The 18074-nt window shown below is 38.0% G+C and carries 16 protein-coding genes; 4 read left to right on the top strand and 12 right to left on the bottom strand.

Going from position 1 to position 18074, the window contains the following annotated elements:
- The first annotated feature begins 37 nt into the window (after window positions 1–37).
- A complete protein-coding gene (locus L323_RS30000) occupies window positions 38–766 on the top strand; it encodes a YetF domain-containing protein (protein ID WP_020815360.1) in 729 nt (242 codons plus the stop codon).
- A gap of 14 nt (window positions 767–780) precedes the next feature.
- The gene (locus tag L323_RS29995; protein ID WP_020815359.1) at window positions 781–1146 is read left to right on the top strand and encodes a DUF4363 family protein; all 366 of its coding nucleotides are present in this window, start codon (window positions 781–783) and stop codon (window positions 1144–1146) included.
- 69 nt (window positions 1147–1215) lie between these two features.
- Here L323_RS29995 and speA read toward each other — a convergent pair whose 3' ends face one another.
- From speA to L323_RS29975, 4 genes are all read right to left on the bottom strand, one after another.
- A complete protein-coding gene (gene speA, locus L323_RS29990) occupies window positions 1216–3135 on the bottom strand; it encodes a biosynthetic arginine decarboxylase (RefSeq protein WP_020815358.1) in 1920 nt (639 codons plus the stop codon).
- Window positions 3136–3321: 186 nt separating this feature from the next.
- Window positions 3322–4533: an MFS transporter gene (locus L323_RS29985; RefSeq protein WP_020815357.1), complete on the bottom strand. Its 1212-nt coding sequence runs from the start codon at window positions 4531–4533 to the stop codon at window positions 3322–3324.
- 39 nt (window positions 4534–4572) lie between these two features.
- Entirely contained in the window at window positions 4573–5802 is a 1230-nt protein-coding gene (locus L323_RS29980; RefSeq protein WP_020815356.1) for an MFS transporter, read from the bottom strand.
- A complete protein-coding gene (locus L323_RS29975; protein ID WP_020815355.1) occupies window positions 5789–7018 on the bottom strand; it encodes an MFS transporter in 1230 nt (409 codons plus the stop codon). Before L323_RS29975 ends, L323_RS29980 begins: the two co-directional genes overlap by 14 nt.
- A gap of 229 nt (window positions 7019–7247) precedes the next feature.
- On the opposite strand from L323_RS29975, the gene L323_RS29970 reads away from it, so the two are divergent.
- Window positions 7248–7823: a TetR/AcrR family transcriptional regulator gene (locus L323_RS29970; protein ID WP_020815354.1), complete on the top strand. Its 576-nt coding sequence runs from the start codon at window positions 7248–7250 to the stop codon at window positions 7821–7823.
- 48 nt (window positions 7824–7871) lie between these two features.
- Window positions 7872–8867, top strand: coding sequence for an aldo/keto reductase (locus L323_RS29965; protein WP_020815353.1), 996 nt, complete (start codon window positions 7872–7874; stop codon window positions 8865–8867).
- A 63-nt stretch (window positions 8868–8930) separates the two neighbouring features.
- On the opposite strand, the gene L323_RS29960 is transcribed toward L323_RS29965, so the two are convergent.
- The 8 genes from L323_RS29960 to L323_RS29925 all read right to left on the bottom strand — a co-directional run bounded on the left by L323_RS29960 (window position 8931) and on the right by L323_RS29925 (window position 18029).
- On the bottom strand, window positions 8931–10163 hold the full coding sequence (locus L323_RS29960) for an MFS transporter (protein WP_020815352.1): 1233 nt from the start codon (window positions 10161–10163) through the stop codon (window positions 8931–8933).
- 90 nt (window positions 10164–10253) lie between these two features.
- Complete coding sequence (locus L323_RS29955) at window positions 10254–11306, bottom strand: FAD:protein FMN transferase (RefSeq protein ID WP_020815351.1); 1053 nt, start codon at window positions 11304–11306, stop codon at window positions 10254–10256.
- 149 nt (window positions 11307–11455) lie between these two features.
- Window positions 11456–12535, bottom strand: a complete 1080-nt coding sequence (locus L323_RS29950) for a hypothetical protein (protein WP_020815350.1) — start codon at window positions 12533–12535, stop codon at window positions 11456–11458.
- A gap of 35 nt (window positions 12536–12570) precedes the next feature.
- Window positions 12571–13071, bottom strand: coding sequence for a Gx transporter family protein (locus tag L323_RS29945; RefSeq protein ID WP_051153522.1), 501 nt, complete (start codon window positions 13069–13071; stop codon window positions 12571–12573).
- A 38-nt stretch (window positions 13072–13109) separates the two neighbouring features.
- The gene (locus tag L323_RS29940) at window positions 13110–13505 is read right to left on the bottom strand and encodes a NusG domain II-containing protein (protein WP_020815348.1); all 396 of its coding nucleotides are present in this window, start codon (window positions 13503–13505) and stop codon (window positions 13110–13112) included.
- 18 nt (window positions 13506–13523) lie between these two features.
- Complete coding sequence (locus L323_RS29935; RefSeq protein ID WP_020815347.1) at window positions 13524–14429, bottom strand: UbiA family prenyltransferase; 906 nt, start codon at window positions 14427–14429, stop codon at window positions 13524–13526.
- Window positions 14430–14459: 30 nt separating this feature from the next.
- Window positions 14460–16460: an NAD(P)/FAD-dependent oxidoreductase gene (locus L323_RS29930; RefSeq protein WP_020815346.1), complete on the bottom strand. Its 2001-nt coding sequence runs from the start codon at window positions 16458–16460 to the stop codon at window positions 14460–14462.
- A 288-nt stretch (window positions 16461–16748) separates the two neighbouring features.
- Window positions 16749–18029: a LysM peptidoglycan-binding domain-containing protein gene (locus tag L323_RS29925; RefSeq protein ID WP_020815345.1), complete on the bottom strand. Its 1281-nt coding sequence runs from the start codon at window positions 18027–18029 to the stop codon at window positions 16749–16751.
- Between the last annotated feature and the right edge of the window lie 45 nt (window positions 18030–18074).

Below are 18074 nucleotides of genomic sequence, written 5' to 3'. Positions count from 1 at the left end.
GATAATAACTTATTATCTGTTATCAGGAGGAATTGAATTGAATGAAGGACTGGTAGTATGTGTCAGATCAATTATAAGCTTTTTTTCGCTGCTGATATTTACCAGAATATTGGGCAAGGAGCAGATAAGCCAACTGACATTTTTTGATTATATTCTTGGAATAACTATCGGCTCAATTGCGGCCACATTGTCAACAGACCTTTCCAGCCGTTCATGGCCCCACTGGATCGGGATACTCGTATGGGCGGCTTTGGGTCTATTATTGGAATATATAACTATGCGATGGAGATATGTAGCCAAGTATTTGGAAAATGAGCCTACTATTGTGATTATGAACGGTAAAATAATGGAGAAGACCTTGAAAAAAATGAAGTTCAGGGTTTCAGATATTACTGAGTTACTGAGAAACAAGGATATTTTCGACATGAATGAGGTTGATTTTGCCATCATCGAGCCAAACGGCCAGTTATCAGTTCTGAAAAAACCAGAATTCCAGAACCTTACTCCAAAGGATATGCATATTCAGAAAAAAGCTTCAGGAATAAGCAGTGAACTGATCTATGACGGAATATTAATAGAAGAAAATCTAAGGCAGCTGGATAAGGATAAAAACTGGCTTTTAAATGAACTTAAAAAACATGGAATTAAAAATATTTCAGATGTTTTCATTGCAACACTGGACCCATCAGGTTCCCTGTATATTGATTTATACAACGACCACATGACTAAAATCACTGATATCGGTGATTACAAAGGACCATATTAATGGAGTGAATCAAAATGAGAAAATTTCTGGTTATAACCATTCCTATTGTTACACTGGTTTTATTTATTTTTGTTATGGAAAGTGATATTTTTTTGAAAAGACCCCTTGGGAAGAATGACAGTATACCTGAATCAATAAATGCTGTTGTCAATGATATCCAAAAGGACGATTGGGATAAAGCGGTAAAGGATACAAACAATTTATCTGATGTATGGAAGAAAGTCGTCAGAAGGGTTCAGTTCAGCTCAGAACGTGATGAAATTAACGCGTTTAGTATTAATCTGGCACGCCTTAGAGGTTCAATACTGGCAAAAGACAGAGCGGGAGCTTTCTCAGAACTATATGAAGCGTATGAACATTGGGAGGATTTGGGCAAATAAATCCAATATAAAAGGCAGAGATCTGTATATATTGCAGTCCTCTGCCTTTTTGATTTTTAAATTAAATTCTTACCTTTCGTAATAGGTGTATCCTCTCAACCCATTATCATATGCACGCATTATTTCAGGCCTTTCACTTGCGCTTATTAAGCCTTCATGAATTGCCTGTTCAGCTTTTTCACGGAAGCTTACCAGCATATCCTTAGGATCAAATTCAACATATGAAAGCACATCAGAAACACTGTCACCATGGATTTCCTTCACAAGGTCATAGGTACCGTCACCATTTATTCTTACACTAACAACATTTGTGTCTCCAAATAAATTATGAAGATCACCTAATGTCTCCTGATATGCACCCACCAAAAATACTCCCAGATAGTAGTCATGGTCGCTTTTGAACTCGTGCAACGGTAGTGTAGTCCTTACATCGTGTAAATCGATAAAGTGGTCTATTTTTCCGTCACAGTCACAGGTTATATCAGCTATTACCGCATTTCTTTTTGGCAATTCAAGCAGTCTGTGCAAAGGCATTATAGGGAAAAGCTGGTCTATAGCCCAACTGTCAGGTATTGACTGAAATACCGAGAAATTACAGTAGTAAATATCGGCAATTGCACTTTCAATATCCTCCAAGTCAGGGGGAGCATTTTTCAGCTTTTGTTTTTCCTTTGCTATCTGGTTTATGGTATTCCAGAATATCTTTTCGGAAAATGCACGTTCACGGAGGCTGATACGTCCATGTTTAAACATGTCACGTATTTCATCCCTGTAGTAAAGGGCGTCGTTATAGCACTCCTGTATATTTTTAAGGGTTATATTCTTATTTACATCAAACAGGTTTCTTATCTGCTCTGATGTATTTTCGTCAAGCTTGTCAGGTATATCATGTTCTTCAAATTTTTCAGTATCCAGTACATTAAATATAAGTACCGAATAATATGCAACTGTTGTACGCCCTGACTCAGTAACAATTACAGGGTGAGGTACGTCGCTTGAATCAAGGGTAGTCATAACAGCTTCTACTATATCCATGCAGTATTCTTCAACAGTGTAGTTTCGGCTGTTGGTGTAATTTGTATTTGAACCGTCATAATCTACCGCCAATCCGCCGCCCAAATCAAGATATCCCATGGGTGCACCTTCTTTTACCAGCTCGGCATAAACACGGGCTGCCTCCAGAACTGCCGAACGGATATCTCTTATATTCGGTATCTGTGAACCCAGATGATAGTGCAACAGTTTAAGTGAGTCAAGCATTCCCTCTGTTTTCAAAGTATCAACCATGGAAATTACCTGGGACATATTCAATCCGAATATGCTTCTGTCACCACCGGATTCAGTCCAGTGTCCCCCCGCTTTTGCCGATAGCTTTATGCGTATACCAATATTAGGTTTGATTCCCAATGCCCTTGAACGTTCAAGAACAATATCCAGTTCCCCGGGTATTTCAATTACAAAAAAGCATTTAAAGCCCATTTTAACTGCATATAGACCCAAATCTACAAATTCTTCATCTTTGTATCCGTTACAGATAAGACAAGCTTCTTTGTCCTTCATTACTGAAAGTGCGGCAACCAGTTCAGCCTTACTGCCCACTTCAAGTCCGTGGTGGTATCTCTGACCGAATCTTGTTACTTCCTCTACTACCTGCTGCTGCTGATTTACCTTTATGGGGTAAACACCGCGATATGCACCCTTATAGTTAAGCTTGTGCATGGCTTCATTAAAAGAATTATTTAAAAATGAAATCTGTGAGTCCAGCAAATTTTCAAAACGCAAGAGTACAGGCATGTCCAGTCCGCGTTCACGAACCCCTGATATAATATCCATCAGGCTTACAGCCGCAGGGCCGTTATCCTTATAAGGATTTACCATCACCTCTCCATTGTCAGATACAGAAAAATAGCCGGCTCCCCAATTCTTAATTCCATAAAGTTCTTCGGACTTTTCTTTAGTCCATCTGCCTAAAAGTTCTGCTTTATTCATGGCCCTCTTCCTTTCCATATAACAATTTATTCTCTACCTAACAACGGATTATTCTTGAAAATTTCAAGGTGCTTCACAAAGGTAAGAGTCAAAAAATTTTTTTACTAGAAGCAGACAATACCACACTTAAAGGACTGTTGTCAATATAGTACGGCACACTTGTAAATATTCCTAGTAAATCTTAAATTATACATCTATATTTTTTAGAAAAAATTCTTTAAGGGATTTCATAAAGTAAAAAGGTGTTACCGTTACAATAACCAGCATAAGACTGGCTGTAATTATAGCTCTGATAGGAAAGTATCCTGCCAATACACCTCCCAGAGCCATTGCAAAAGGAGTCATGGACTGAGTTATCATACTCATAAATGCCATTATCTTGCCTCTCATTTCTTGGGGAGCTGCCGACTGTACCGTTGTCATAATAATTACGTTTGCAATCGCATTTAGAAAACCCCCAATAAGTAAAAACAGTATCATAGCAGTAAAACTTGTCAAATACGCCGAAATAATCAGACAAAGATTTGAAAAACCGTTTGCCAAAATAAGATAATCCAGTTTTCTTTTAAGTGGAACGGATACCGTTGAAGATATGAAAAATCCTGCCATGGCTCCGCCCATAAAGCAAGCCATTGCCATACCGTATTTACCCGGGCCCAAACTTGGGTTTTGTTCAAAAAAAGGCATAAACAAAACTATTGCAATGTAGGATAGAAAGTTCACCATTGCAGCTATTATTAATAATAGTCTCAGTCCCTTCATTTCCCACATAAATTTAAAGCCGTCACGCATATCCTGAAAAAAGTAATTTTTATCCTTCTTTTTATTTCTCGGTATTTTCACAAAAAACAGCGATGAGCCTGAGAAAAGGTATGATAGTCCATTGAGAAGAAATAAAAATGGTGCTCCCAAAAGCTGAAACAAAAAACCACCCGCAACATTTCCAAGCATATTGGAACCTGTGGATACAATTGCAAGCATTGAATTTGCACCTGCAAGCTTGTTCTTAGGAACCAAATCCGGTACTGATGAGTTAACACCCGGACGGAAAACTGCTCCGCAGACACTCAGTAGTATACCGGTTGCAAACACCATCCAGATGGCAATCACCCCTTTGAACGCTGCAACAGAGAGAGTAATGATAGATACTCCTCGTAAAATATCCATTAGAATCAATAAAAGCTTTCTATTGTTTCTGTCTATCAGAACTCCTGCAAATGGCGAAAACAATACTCCCGGAAAGGTCGATGCTGCCATAAGCGTCCCCATAAGTGCAGTAGAGCCTGTTTTTGAAAGAACCCAGAAGCCCAGTGCCACACTGTAAGCAGCATCTCCTAATGTTGAAACCAACTGGCTTTGCCATAATATAAAGAAATTCTTTGTCCACAGCTTTTCCATATTAACCTCCTAAACCCCTAAAAGCCTATATACAAACAATTAATTACTATCGGCTAATTTATTTGAATCCGGCTTTTCATTATTCTTGTTACTTCTTATCATATACCCTGTAACCGCAATAACTTGTGTTAACAGACCGAATATGCATACCCCTGTCCATGAAAAATGTGCAAGACTGAAGGAACCCAGAAATGAACCCGTTGCCCCTCCCACAAAATATGATACCATAAATACCGTATTTATCCTGTTCCTTGCTTCATCACTTAATGCATGAACTCTTGCCTGATTTGAAATCTGGCATGACTGAACACCTAAATCCAGCAGTATTATACCTGTTATCAGTCCCCAAAGCTTAAATCCAAGAAACAGAAAGCACAGATATGCAGCTGTTACAATAAACATCCCTATTCCTACGGTAAATCTGGGACTTCTTTTGTCTGCAATCCTGCCTACTATGGGAGCTGTTAAAGCACCTATTATTCCTATAAGACCAAATAATCCTGCCACATCTGCTCCCATTTTGTAAGCAGGGCTTTGAAGCAGAAATACAAGGGTTGTCCAGAATGCACTAAATGCACCGAACATCATAGCTCCGTTAAGGGAAGCCTCCCTTAAAACCGGCAGTTGTTTAGCGAGCCGCCCCATTGACTTGAACAAATCTTTATAGCCAAGACTTGATATCCCGGGACATTCCGGTATGAATCTTCTTAAAAATACAGCTAATACAAGCATCAATACTGCCGCAATCAGATAGACAACCCTCCACCCCAGATATTCACCTATCAACCCGCTAAAGGTACGTGATAAGAGTATACCGATAAGTAAACCACTCATTACAGTTCCGATAATCCGGCCTCTCTCCTTCGGGTCTGCAAGCTGTGCTGCAAGAGGTACTATAAGCTGAGGTACTACAGAAGTAAAACCTATAGCAAAAGACGAAAATGCAATCATTACGATGCTTTTAGAAAAAAACATTAACAAAAGAGAGCCGCACGAGCAACAAAGCATTGTAATTATTAATTTTCTTTTTTCCTTTATATCTGCAAGGGGTAGCAAAAATAACATTCCCAGAGCATAACCCGCCTGAGTGAGCATTGCCACAAACCCGACACTTACCTGAGTAACATTAAATTCCGTTGCAATTTCCGCAAGCAAAGGCTGAATATAATAAAGGTTTGCTACTGTTATTCCTGTTGCTGCAGCCATTATCAGTACCAAAAATCTGTTTAATTTAAAACTGTTATAAAAAATAGCGTTATTGTTTTGCAAAGAGCCGTGCTCCTTTCAATAATATAAGTATAGGAATCATTAGTATGACTATAGCCGCACCGCAAGAGACAAAACCAATCCGGGCATTAAAGACTTGTGTCATTGCACCTGCAAACAGATTACCGATTGGTGTAGACCCTGCAAAAACCAGCGTGTAAATGCTCATTACTCTTCCCCTGTACTCATTTTCAGTATTGAGCTGTAATGCAGAGTTTGAACTTGAGCTGAACATAACGAAGAAAAAGCCTGTTACGGCAAGTGCCAGACCTGTAAGTATGAATTTATCCGTAAATGCAATTAAAATCAGGAGTAAACCAACCACAACCGGAACGGCACGAAGTATAAACCTTTTGGGGCCTGACCTGCTGAAAGAGGCTACATAAACCGCACCAAAAAGTGAGCCAACTCCCATAAAGGACATAAGATATCCGAATCCCGCTTCTTCCATATGAAGAATCTTGGACGTAAATACCGGTACCAGAACGCTGAAGTTGGGTGCAAATGTACCCACTATAGCCATGATTATTATTGTTGAGAAAAGAATTTCACTTTTTAAAATGTATCTAAGTCCTTCTCCTATATTTTGAAATATGGTTTTACCCTTTTCAACTGCCTCATTTGCTATCTCTAATGGCTTTATAAAAAACAGGCTTATTAGTACAGCTCCGAAGCTAACTGCATTTGCAAAAAAACAAAAAGCTACACCTGAGTATTCCATTAAAATACCTGCTATTGCAGGCCCTATAATTCTTGAAATGTTAAAAACAGTGGAATTCAGGGCAATTGCATTCATAAGGTCTTCTTTCCCAACCAATTCAATCACAAAGGATTGCCTTGCAGGCATATCCAACGTATTTGCCATTCCAAGGGCTGTAGCCATTACTATCAGGTGCCAGTACCTTATTTCCCCTGTAAAGGCTAAAATCGCAAGAATGAGTGTTATTAACATAGATGCTGACTGAGTAATTATAAGAATTTTCTTCTTGGGAAATCTATCAATTATAACCCCGGCAAACAATGAAAACAACAGAACAGGCAAAAATTGAAGTGCACCTACCAACCCAAGCAAAAAGGGAGAATCAGTTAGTTTATATGCAAGTAGAGGCTGGGCTATATTCTGCATCCATGTTCCTATTTGTGAAATACACATTCCGAACCAATAATACCTGAAATTCTTATGCCTCAATGATATAAACGGGTTGTTTAAATTTGCCAATTAACCGCCTTCTTTCCAGTCTAACTGATAAATATTATACAATCAAACAACCACAATCTTCAACTATTTATATCTTTCGTTTTTTTACAGAATTGTCATATGCCTCGTTATTGCCTTATATGGAGTTTATGCGGAGCTTAAGGAAATTTTAATTTGGTATTACATATTGCAAAACTAATTACAATATTATACAATACTACCAAATGGTAGGTAGTTTAGAGAGGGTAACATGAAAAAAAATGAAATACTAGACAAATCATTAGAGTTATTTGCAGACAAAGGATACTTCGGTACCCACATGGATGACATCGCCAAAGCTGTGGGAATTAAGAAAGCTTCCTTATACTCCCATTACTCAGGTAAAGAAAGTATATTCACAGCTGTTTTCAATAACATTTTAGAAGAATACTCTTCTTTTATTGATAATTTGACTGCTTATAGTGAAGAGACAAACTGTCTGGAGAAATTAGTAAGTATTTTCTCTGGCTATTTGAAGAACTGTAAGAATAATAACAAAATGGTCTTCTGGGATAGATACTATTATTACCCACCAGAATACTTGAAGGATTATATTTTACAAAAAACATATGAAATCGAAATGCTTTTCATAAATAAAATCACAATAATTATAGAACATGGAATAAAAAACGGAGATATAAAGAATTTACTTGCAAGTGATGTAGCCTTGTCTTTCTATTACATGATGATAGGTTTTTCCATGACGGTTAAATTTTATGATGAAAGGGAGATCGACAAGGATATTGTTAAATGTACAACTGTATTTTTGGAGGGTATAAAATTGTAATTTAACAATCTCCAGTAATAAATTAAATTATAAGTTAGGAGGAGTTATATGAACGAAGGATTCAAGAGAAAACTTGGGCGATCAGGAATTGAAGTCAGCGCACTAGGATTAGGATGTTGGGCTATTGGTGGGCCATTCTTTTATGCCGGAATGTACGACGGTTGGGGTGATGTTGACGATGCTGAGTCAATTAAAGCCATACACAGAGCTTTCGAACTTGGTATAAATTTTTTGGATACAGCAGATTGCTATGGTGTCGGTCATAGTGAAGAAGTGATTGGAAAGGCAATTGCAGGAAAAAGGAACAGCATTGTAATCGCTACTAAGTTTGGAAATTTTGGTAACGAGGCCACTAAAACCTTACATGGAGTAAATCTGGCGCCTGATTACATAGAGAGAGCTTGCGATACGTCCCTCAAAAGACTCAATACAGATTACATCGACGTATACCAGCTTCATGAAGGGAATATATTAATATCTGATGTGGAACCTGTATGTATGACTCTTGACAAGCTTGTTAAGAAAGGTAAGATTCGTACATATGGTTGGAGCACAGATTTTATTGATGGTGCTAAATTATTTGCAGATAGAACCAATTGTTCTGTTATTCAGCATTGTTTAAATATTTTTGAGGATGCTCCGCAATTAGTTAAATTCTGTGAAAACAACAGCCTTGCCAGTATTAACCGCAGCCCTCTCGCTATGGGATTCCTTACTGGCAAATTTAATGCAGAATCTTTATTGCCAAAGGATGATGTTCGAGGTGCCGGTCATTCTTGGATTCAATACTTTAAAAACGGAAAACCTGTACCAGAGTTCTTAGAGAAATTAAATTCAGTAAAAGAAATCCTGACCAGCAATGGGCGTACTTTAGTTCAAGGTGCTATAGCCTGGATTTGGGGTAAAAGCGATAACACTATACCTATTCCCGGATTTAAAACCATAAAGCAAGTTGAAGAAAATGCAAAAGCAATGGATTTTGGCCCTTTATCGCAAAATCAAATGAATGAGATAGATGGAATTCTCTATAAAAGAGGTAGGTAAATTATCTGTTCTTATTTGGGCTTGTAAGTTATATTTGAGCTTGCTTACAAGCCCTCTGTTCAATTATTTAATCTGTGCACTGGGCTTTCCTGCTTCTATAAGAACCTTGTTCAAATATAGAGCAATTCCGATAACCACAATAAACAGTCCCGTAACCCTCAGTAGCCACTCTATTCTTATATAGTCTGCAAGAGGCCCAAACACAAGCATACCTATAGGCATCATGGAGCTTGTTATCATACTCAGCACACCAAATATCCTTCCCATGTATTCCTCTTCAACCTTTTCCTGAAGCAATACAGTAGATGGGATATTGAATACAGGCATCGAAATTCCTATAATACCCATAAATATGAGATACACCCAGAACATTGGTACTATACCGAGGACAATCGTACAAATGCCCGTTACCAGTGTAGATATTGCCATGGTGTAGGCTTTATTTTTAAAGCCTCCCCATGATGCCATTATAATTCCGCCCAGACTCATACCTGCTGAAAATACAATTTCAATTGCTGTAAGCCTCCACACATCATTTCCAAAAGTCCTTGTAACCTGAAGGGGTGTGAGGAATGCTGCCGGTGCTGCCAATATTAGAAAAACTGCTTCAAAAATAAAAAACGTTCTCAGATATCTATGATTTTTTGTATATATGAGACCTTCATGAAAATCTTTAAAGTAGCCCATGGATTGTTTGTTCACAGCTTTATTATGTAAAGGGACATGTACAAATAAAAGCAGAACCATAATTGCGATTACAGCTGTAAAGACATCAATGAAAAAAATAAATTTTATTGTTGTAACACTCATTAATGCGCCGCTTAGCATTGGTGATGCAAGCATAACCAATGCTTGTATACTGCCGTTTATTCCGTTTACTTTGGTGAGGTTTTCCTGGGGTACAATCTGAGGTATAAAAGCACCTACCGTGGGTGTCTGAACAGCCGTTCCCAGCGCCCTTATTCCAAGTACCACAAAGAGCAGCCACATACTGTCGTACCCAGCCATAAACAAAATGGCCATTATAAGGGTAGCCAGTGCTATTAAACTGTCAGATACCATTATAAGTACTTTGCGGTTATATCTGTCTGCCCATACGCCTGCGAAGGGTGAAAGGAAAAATGTAGGTACGAAGCCACAGATGATGGATATGGTCATCATTATACCGGACTGTGTAGTCATGGTAATATACCATATAATGGCATACTGAACCAATGATGAACCTAATAATGATATGGTCTGACTGGTCAGAAACAGTATTATATTCTTCTTCCAATTATTACTTAAATCGTTCATTAGGGGGTCTAGCCTCCTTGCTATATTAAGTTATTATACATTATTGCACACTAAAATATTATAACTAAAAAATATGACTTATACGATACCTTATTTATTGAGATATTTATCAAAATTCGTGCTGTCCTTTATTTTACCGTCTTTCGCAACCCACAGTGCCTCAGTATCAGGCAAAGAGTCAATCAATTTGCTTCCCTGTTCAAAAGGCATATTGAAAATGGCAGTAGATAATACATCAGCCATGCCTGAATCATGGGTGACTATAGTAACTGCTGAAAAGTATTCAGATGGAAATAATGTAATTGGGTCTATTATATGGTGATACCTTTTACCGTTTACGGTATAGTATCTTTCATAATCTCCGCTTGAAACAACTGATTTATCTGCTACGTAAATGAGCTTTAAGGTTGAGTTCTCACTTTCTGTGTCAGGATTCTGTATCCCCAGATTCCACAGCTGACCGTCAACGCCCTTGTTTCCAATGGAACGTATATTTCCGCCCACGCTTATAAGTCCCGATTTAAAACCTTTTTCCTCCGCAATCCGGCTGACCTGCTCTGTTGCGTATCCTTTGCCAACAGCTCCTACATCCAGACTCATTTCAGGGTCTTCCAGATAAACGGTAGAGTTTTTTTCATCTATTTTAACTTTATTTATATCCGTATGTTGTGATGCTTTCTTTAATATATCCATAGGAGGTATTTTAGCATTTTCTTCATTATCCAAACCTGCCGTACGGTAATCATGCCATATTTTTAAAACAGCACCGAATGCAATGTTCATTTTACTGTCTGTTTTTTTATACCATTCCTTTGAAAAAAGCAGCAGGTCTATTATCTTTCTGTCTACCTTAACAGGCTTTTTTCCTGCATTATCATTAATAGTCTTTATATTGTTTTTCCCGGGATAATCATGATATATATCATATAATTCATGATATTCTTTAAGGTTATCATATATGAGCTGAGAATACTTTGTGAATTCTTCTTCGGATTCAGTATAGGCAACAATTTTTGTTACAGTATCAAACAACACAAGAAATTCTGCCTCATATCTGGTTTTCTTTATATCTCCGCATGCCGTAAGATTTATGGAAAATGCCAGTATAATTATTATCGCTGTCAGTTTTTTTAACGTTTTCATTTTATATTAGCCTCCGTAAGCCATCCGGCACTTTTTTCATTTCAAAAATTATGCTTAAACGCACGCTTTTTTTAGCAAAGCGTGCAATTTAAGCATTGAATTTGTTTTTTATTTATATTATTTGTAGATGAATTGTTTTAATTCAGTAATTATTTAGCATTTGCAGCTGCCTTAGCGATAACAGCCTGGTAGTCACCAATGTGGATTGTTACTGAGCTTGTTAATTCAGCCTGTGAAGGCACTCCTTCTGCATTAACAGCAATACCCTTAATTTCATCAACTGTCTTTCCAATAGCATATTTTGCAAGAGCTTCCGTTTGTTCAAACCATTCTTTTTTAATTTTTGAAGCCTTAGCAAGACCGTAGTCAGCACCAAGTTCAATTTTAGTCTTCAAAGGAGCTTTTAAATCTGAAGTGATTTTTCCAGCCTTTGAGAATTTAACATCTGACTGTGAAGCATCAATGATACAGCTTGTTACTTTACCGTCTGCACCAAATGTTGTAGCTGTGTAGTTTGAGTATGCCTGTGCTACTCCGTCCTTTTCGCCTGCATCAGTTGACTTGCTGATGTTTGTAGTAACACCAAGACCAAGCTTGTCTCCGGCTTTTGCACCAAGATCTTTGGCATTGTTAACAGCCTTTTCAATCGCAGCAGTGAAGTCTGCAATATGTATTGTAACTGTAGCTGAAAGTTCTTTATCTGATGGAACGCCTTCTGCATTTACAGCTATTCCCTTAACTTCAGCAACTGTTTTACCTACAACATACTTTGCGAAAGCATCGGCTTGTTCATTCCACTCTTTACTTATTTTTGAAGCTTTGCCCAAACCATATTCAGTTTTCAATTCCTGCTTTGATTTAAATTCAGTCTTTAAGTCAGTAGTAAGTTTACCTACTGCTGAAAAATTAATCTTTGTTTGTGCTGCATCAATAGCACACTTAACAATTTTGCCGTCTTTATCTACTGTAACTGCAACAACAGTTGAATCAACCTGTCCTAGACCGTCTTCTTTTCCTGCATCTGTGGATTTTGCTATTGATGAAATAACAGCAAGTCCGGTTTTAACTGCATCTCCGTTTGCTTCACTGCTTACAGCTGCAGTGGAACTGCTTGCGGAAGTAGATGTAGCGGAATTTGTTGAATTACTTGTTTCGGATGATGAGCCACAACCGGCAAGCAGTGATACTGCCAGAACAGAACTCATTACTAGCGAAATAATTTTTTTCATAAGTAGTCCTCCTATATAATTGTATATGTTTTTATTTAAACCAGCTTTTTAAGGGCCGGTAAAATAAACCTGAGTAAGGTAGATGTTGCTATCCCTGCGATTACTCCTGCAACTAAAAGCACAGGCAGATAAACCCAAAGATACATGTTTGTATAAAGAATTGATATTATAATAAACTGACCTACATTATGGGATACTGACCCAAAAATACTTAGAATCAGATATGAAACTCTATCCTTAAAAACAAATATCAGCAGTGCCATTACAGCTATGGACAAAACTCCTCCGCCAAGGCTTAGTAAGCCTGCTACCGGTCCTCTTGTAGACAATACGAACAACGCCTTTAAAACAGCAATTGTAAATGCCTGTCTCTTGTAAAGAAAGAATAGTGCAAACATTACGGCAATGTTTGATAGTCCCAGCTTTATACCGGGAATTCCTGCGGATATAGGCGGAAAAGAATTCTCAACTACAGAAAGCACCAAGGCAACAGCGAAAAGTAATGCAGTAAGAACCAGTTGTTTAGTTTTTGTCATACTGTTCCTTGAATTATTCATGAGCAATATTGACCTTTCTATTTTCCTATTATCATGTCTATATCATCATCACTGCGGTTATTATTCTGAGGTACAATTTTAAGAAATACTTCATTAGGAAGGCACGCAGCAGTCTGTCCCACCTTGTCAAGCCACCCTGTCTTTATGCAGACCTTATCCGGACAGTCTGAACCTTCAAAACGTATCCTGCCGTCGGCTGTAAGATGAAATACTACATGGTCGCTTTGGGGTATGCTGAAGGTTCTATCCTTACCCTTAGTCAAATCAACGGTTTCAATCAGTTGTGATTTATAATATATTTCTGCTTTTGCGGGTTTTTTTGAAAAGGAGCTGTTATACACGGCCCACAAGACTCCTCCGGATATTAGAATTATTAATATTATTAAGATGTCTGACTTTTTAGCAAATTTCATATTAACTCCTTAATTACCCTAGAATAACAATCCTCCTATAAAAATCAGCAATGATATAGAGCCCATTATAAGTACATAATTTTTTATGGAAACAATAAAAGTTTTTGCTTTATCCTGCTCCTTAAAAAACAGGTTTATGTTTTTCTGAACCGGATATACCGATATTAATGAAAGCAGGCATACCCAAGGTAATTTGCCCAGCACAACCATGAGTATGATATCCAGATATACCAGATAATACAACCCGGCAAACAGATAAACTGCTTTCCTTTTTCCCAAATAGTAGGGCAGTGTAAATCTTTTTACCGTAATATCTCTTTCAAGGTCACATATATTATTTGCCAGCATTATATTGGCTGTAGTACATACAGGTGGTATAGAAAGCAGAACTACTGTAATTAAAGGCACAATGCTTAAATGAAGGTTTATTTCAGTAAAACTAAGGCTCAGGTTCAAAAGTGTTCCCTTCGGAAGGTTTATATACAGAAGAATAAACGGTATCAGTAATCCATAAAATAATCCTGAAAAAATCTCTCCCAAAGGCTGCCTTGATATGGGTAAAGGCCCGAAGGTATACAAAATACCGCACATGAAACATACAGCACCAATAAGCAGTACTACCACATCACTGAGATATGCAAGATATAACCCCAGTGCCGTACTTATACCCAGCATTACATATATAATAGCCAGAGCAGTTTTCCTTTGAAATCCAAGTGATTGATGATTGGTTTTTGAATCTATATAGTTATTTATTGCAGTAGTAGTCATATCGAATATGAACATTGATGCAAAAAATATCAACGTAAGCAGCCAGTTAACGGTATTTTCTATATAGAACAAAAAAGCCATTGTAATAAGAAATGCAAATGTACTGGTTATCTTAGTCTTTATTTCAACATAATTCAAAAATCTGCCAATCACCATATCACCCCTTTAAGCTCATATTTAACATTAATCGTTGTATATATACCATTTTCTGACTATAGGGAGCTTTTTCCACTGTCTTTTCAGGAACGGCATCGCATAATAATCAAGTCCGAAGGTTCTTCCGGCGCCAATCAATACGGCAATTCCGGCAAATATCATCCAGAAGGTTCCCAAATACAGACCTGTCGTACATACGAACATAAACTGCAATATAAGTGATACAGCTGAAGCCGGTGTGGTAAACAAGCCTCCTATTAATGCAAGACCTATTAAGATTTCAGCTATTACGATTGAAATCTGCATAAACATCTGAATAGAATCATTTGCAAGTATAACTTTATAAACAAAAGTATTCATAAGGGGTATATCAAGTCTGAATGCAAAATCACTTAATGCAGACTCTGCAAGCTGCTTGCCGCTGACAAATATAACACGGAAAAGGTGTAAGAAATCAAAGTTAATTATTGTAGTTCCTATCTTGTTGATTCCTTCTGCCACTGCTTCTCCGCCTCCTGCAGTTGTAGCCGAGGAAACTGCTTCTACAGCGGCCTTTCCTGCTTCACCGCTTGTCCCTTCTGTCACACCCTTTAGAATACTGTCATACCAACCGTTAGCTCCACCGAAGAATCCTTCCAGATGGGGCTTGTTAAACCAGCCCTCAACAATCTTCATAATTCCTTCAAAGAGCCAAACTGCTCCTAGCCATATTCTCAGAGCCACAAGCAAAAAGCTTGGTGTTCTGTTAGAGAAATGTCCGCCTACAAAGCTTCTGCAATTTCTAATTGTAAAGAATTCATGTTTTATATAGCTAAATATCTTGTTCCAGCCAAGTACCTGTATAAAATAAATAATATTTATAAAGTGTTTTGCAAACATCGCAAGAAAAGACGGCAGATTGAACATGAATTTAGGCAATCCGACTCTTGCAACACCGTATCTTCCGCCTACACATACCATCATTCCGTGGAAGGAAGGCTTGTAAGCTGTCATTTCGCCCTTACCTGTAATTGCACTGTAGATATTTTTTGCTGCAACTGCCGCACTTTGTTCACAGTTCTCTACCATCTGTGGAACTGGTCTTTCCTCTCCTTCAGCTGTAAAAAGCATGTTGTCCCCAACTACGTATACATGGTCGTTATCAAGTGAACGCAAGTATGAATCAAGCTTTATACGACCTCTTGCAGCAGATTGAAGAGTTTTTGCAGCCTCATTGGTAATATCTGAGCTTTCGATACCCGCTGCCCATATAACTGTTCCGGAAGTATGTCTTGTAACCTTGTCCCCATTTTTGGTTTCAATAAAGTCCGCCCCGACTCCTACAACGCCATTATTAAGCATCATGGTAACGCCCATTTTTTGAAGGCGGTTTTCTACCTTGTTTGACAGCTTTTCAGGCAAGTTAGGAACTGTACGTGTTAGTACATCAACGTTGTATATGCTTACGTCTTTTCTGTCTATTTCATATTTTTCACATAGGACAGGAACATATTCTGCAAGTTCCCCTACCATTTCAACTCCTGTAAAGCCTGCTCCAACAACGTGGAAAGTCAGAAGTCTCTTTTTCTTTTCAGGATTTGTTTCTGTAGCAGCCTTTCTGAAGCAGTTATGAATATGTTCTCTTAAATTAACAGCATCATCGAATGACCAGAGCTTATGAGAAAATTCCTCAGCACCGGGTACACCAAAATATGTCGGTTTTGACCCTGCTGCCAGTACTAGGTATTCATATTCATATGTGTTGCAGTTTCCTGTAACCTTATTATTTTCAAAATCAATGGATTCTACGGTATCCAGTACAACATTAACCTTTCTGCCTGCAAATACCTTACTCAAGCTGATTTTGATACTATCTTCATCAACACGGTTTGCAGCTACCTCATGGAGTTCGGTTAGCATTGTATGAAATGGATTTTTATCAATAATAGTGATGTTCACATCATCATTCTTTTTAAATTTTTTAGCCAGTTTCTTAGCAGTGAGTATTCCCGCATAGCCTGCACCAATAATTAGTATTTTGCTTTTCAATTGGCTCCCCCTCTTTACTTACCAAATTTTCCTACTTTATTCTACATTTTTCTACACATTTCTACACTATTTTATCAAAGGAATAATAAATAATCAATCAAATTGTTAAATTGTAAACACACCAAATATTTACATTAGTTGTACATCTACAGTCATTTAATATTTACCACATTTTTATATATAGAAACAACGACCGCAGCCACAATTTGCATTATTTTTGCTTATTGTAGCTGCGGTCGTTGTTTTTGTTCAATACCATGGAGTAGTAGCTATAAGTTTATATAGATATTAGAGCATCTTTCTTATATTGAAAATAGAGCTTAAAACCAACCAATTCTGTGGGAAGTACCGATTTATTGTCCAGTAACTTACTCCCCCCAGCCTGAACTCATGTGCCAGAGTCAGCCTGGCAAAGATGCTTCTGGCATCCTCAAACCAGACTACATGCTGCCTGCCGTCATCAGCATAATAATAAAAGAACGGAGCCTGAGATGTTTCATCGAACTGAATTTCAGCCCCTTCTCTCCTGGCAAGATCCACCGCACCTGTATTGGTGACGGTTCTTGCAGCGGTTCCGGGAGTATATGGTAATGTCCAGTCATAACCGTAATTAGACATTCCCATGAATATCTTTCTTCTGGGAATTACTGTTACGGCATAATCAAGAACACGTCTTACCCCGGTTATAGGGGATACTGCCATTGGTGCACTGTACGTGAATCCCCATTCGTAAGTCATAAGTATAACATGGTCAACCAATGCTCCGTGAACGGGATAATCATGAGCCTCATACAATTTTCCCTGCTGTGTACCCGATATCTTCGGAGCAAGTGCCGTAGTGATTGTATAACCAAGAGGTCTGAGAGTCCTTACAACTCTTCTCAGGAAGTTATTATAGCTCTCTCTGTCATATGGATATATATACTCAAAATCAATATCCAGACCAAAATAATTCTTCTGTCTTAAAATTCTGGTAACATTATTAATAAGATTTGTCTGGGCCGTCTCGTTTGTAAGTATTGAATGTGCAATATCGCTGTCGAAACCCCCGCCCTCTTTTATGTTTGTAACAACCATAAGTGGAGCAACCCTTGCGGCTCTTGCAGCCTGAATAAGCGGTTCGTCGGGTATAGAATTCAGATTCCCGTCTGGACTTACCTGATAACTAAAGATACTGAGGTACGTCAGATTTGGCAGTGTCTTTCTCAAGACTTCCATGTCAATATTGGGGAAGGCATAGCCGTTTACTTCCATAGGCCCATAATCATAGGTTACCGGAGGTATAGTAATAACCATCCCCGGCTGTATTCTGGAGGGGTCCGTTATCTGAGGGTTGGCTGCCAAAAGTTCATTGACACTTATTTTATAAGATCTTGCTATGGAATAAACTGATTCTCCGGGAGCTACAACATGTCTTCGGGTTCCCTCCAGTATTACTAAAGTTTGTCCTACTACTAGTTGGCCCGGGTTGGTCAGTTCATTATCAGATATTATTTTTTGCGGTGAAACCCTGTATTGCTGTGCAATTGAATATATGCTTTCACCTGACTTTACAACATGAATTCTCAAAGCAAATCACTCACTTTTATATATTTATAGTTTCAATATATGTGA

Source organism: Ruminiclostridium papyrosolvens C7 (assembly GCF_000421965.1).
Taxonomy (GTDB): Bacteria; Bacillota; Clostridia; order Acetivibrionales; family DSM-1351; genus Ruminiclostridium; species Ruminiclostridium papyrosolvens_A.
The sequence above is the reverse complement of the archived record's forward strand: the minus strand, read 5'-3'. Positions and strand labels throughout refer to the sequence as shown.